This window comes from Nitratidesulfovibrio liaohensis, assembly GCF_011682075.1.
Lineage (GTDB): Bacteria > Desulfobacterota > Desulfovibrionia > Desulfovibrionales > Desulfovibrionaceae > Cupidesulfovibrio > Cupidesulfovibrio liaohensis.
Genome location: NZ_VSMK01000414.1, coordinates 1 through 2395 on the forward strand (window position 1 = coordinate 1; position 2395 = coordinate 2395).

The 2395-nt window shown below is 59.8% G+C and carries 2 protein-coding genes; one reads left to right on the forward strand and one right to left on the reverse strand.

What is annotated here, in order from left to right; genetic code table 11:
• Nucleotides 1-460, forward strand: a 460-nt coding sequence (locus FVW27_RS13230) for a vWA domain-containing protein (protein WP_167125843.1), incomplete at its 5' end; no start/stop codon positions are given.
• 485 nt (nucleotides 461-945) lie between these two features.
• Here the strand turns inward: FVW27_RS13230 and FVW27_RS13240 are convergent.
• Entirely contained in the window at nucleotides 946-2127 is a 1182-nt protein-coding gene (locus FVW27_RS13240) for an AAA family ATPase (protein ID WP_167125850.1), read from the reverse strand.
• Nucleotides 2128-2395 lie beyond the last annotated feature (268 nt).

Sequence of the window (2395 nt, forward strand, 5' to 3'; positions counted from 1 at the left end):
CTGTCATGCCGTGGCCTCGGCCCTTGAGACCATCGGCATCAACGTGGCCATCACCGCCTTTCCGGCCAGCCATGACCCGGCGTCGACGGAGCAGAAAACCGTGGGGCGCCTGGTGCGGCACGGCCAGCGGGTACATCCGGGACTGAAGGTGGCAGCCGTGGGGACCACCCCACTGGCCGAGTCCCTGTGGTGGGTGATGCAGGAAATGCTGCCCCTGCGTGAGGCCCGCAAGCTCATCCTGCTGCTGACCGATGGCGATCCTGATACGCCGACATGCGCCCTGGAAGCCATCCGGCACGCCGAACGGCTGGGGTTCGAGGTCTACGCCATCGGCATCGGCGCGGTGAACATCCTGCAGCACCTGCCGGGACGGCACAGGACGGTCAACACCATGGCCGAACTTGCCCCGGCGATGTTCGGCCTGCTGCAGGGCGCGCTGGTCGGAAGGCGCGCGACATGATGCAACTACGAAAAACACCGGCAACGAACAACGGGGAGGCACCACGCCTCCCCTTTCTCTTTCAACACCCCGACAAGGAGGTCGTATGCGTTGGATGTACCTGTGCCGGTTCTGGCCGTGGAAGAAATGCCTTCTGCCGCCTGCGGAATGCGTCCTCTTCGCGGACTGCCCGAAGGTCCGGACCCCGAGGAGAGGAATATGGGCATAAACTGGGGATCGATCATCGCCGTAGCCATCGCGGTACTTAACGTCGTCAAGGAGAGCATCGATGACTGACCACGAGTCCAGGGATAAAGGAATGAACAGGGCCTGGGTATTTCTTGGCGGCTGCCTGGCCGGTGTCGCTGGCGTGTTCGCTGCTGCCATATTGTCGGAGACAGGCACCACGAGAACGGACGACTGCGAGGACGAACCGTTGGCGCTGCCTGAAGGCGAGAGCCGAACATGAAATGAGACAGGGGGAGGCCCGGCGCCTCCCCCTGCAACTATTCACCGATTTTTTGCAGCCATTTTCTGACGGTTTCATGGGTAGGGCCACTGCCGTCTGATTGGGCAAGAGCATGAGCAAGTTGCCGATAGCTCATGCCATCTTCCCTCATGCGCTTGGCATTCTCAAGCCAGGCAGGCTGGAGGCCGTCCACATCCGGGGCACTTTTTTTTGTCTGACCTTCGCAAGGCGAGGTCGCCAGCAGCCCATCCGGAGGCGATAACTCCACCGTGAACGGCTCAATATCACTACCGAAAGCGTTACGACATTTTTCGTACGAAACGGTGATCCTGGTGGTCTTCTCAGCGGTGCCCTTTTTGCTGGGCCGATCAAGCTTCACCACGGCATCCAGTATGTCGAGTTTGGCGTTGCTGCCGCGCTGGTCTCCCGATTTCGAGGTATGCTGCACAATCAGGCAGGAAATCCCCCGCGCCTTCAACTTCTTGAGCAACGTACGAAATTCCTCCTGGCACTCAGTGCTGTTGCCGCATGCCGTCGGGGCCAAGGTCGACAGGTTATCGAACACGATGAACTCGACATCCGGGAACCGCTTGTCGATCCAACCCAGCAGGGCCTCGCCGCCTTCCTCAGTACCAAGGTCAGGCAAGGCATTGCCTTCTGTCATGGTAGAAAGCAGTTCGAACCGCTTTCCCCCGATTTCTTCGTCTACGGTACGTCTCTGAGCTTGACCCAAGGCCTTCAAGCGCTCCTTGCACGCACTCTCGCCCATCTCACCATCAAGGTAGAGCACATTCCGTGCGCGGGAAGCTGTCCACTTCCCGCCTAGCGCAGAAGTCCCCTTCCACACGGCAAGCGCAACTGCGAACGCGACCCAGGTCTTCCCAACCCCCGTTCCCGCCACCAGCATCATCAAGCCAGGGCTCAGCATAACTGGCTTGATCACGTATGGCCGTGGCTCTTCAGGCATCGCCAGCAGCGTCTCCAAGGACTTGCTTTGGAATGCAGTCTCCACTTGGCCATCAAGATTCAGCCCAAAGAGGCGCTCGGCCTCCTCGCAAAAGGCTCTGGCAGAAAGCCTTCGCCCCTGATCATTCCAAACCGCCAAGTCGTGGGCAAGACGCTCCGTTTCACCACGAAACTCCCATTGAGGTGCTCGTGACAGAATCCGAACCTGTCCTGCCCCGGCTTTCTGAATGGCTCGACTGGCTTCATATGCCAAGCGGTAACCATCCGCTGCATAAGACGGGAGTAAGAGCACTTCGCGCCCCTTCAACGCGCTCCAGTCAGTGCAGGCGATCCCCTTCCGCCCTCCAGGCCAAGTGGTAGGGACTACGCCACTCTCAACAAGCCACCCATGATCGTAACCGTCCAGACAACCCCACCTTTTCAGGCGAGCGGTCATCAAGTAGACATCAGTGAACTGGCTTAGACCGGGTTGTTCTTTGACATGCCTTGCGGCAGCAGGGCCTTGAGGTCGTCCTGGCTGC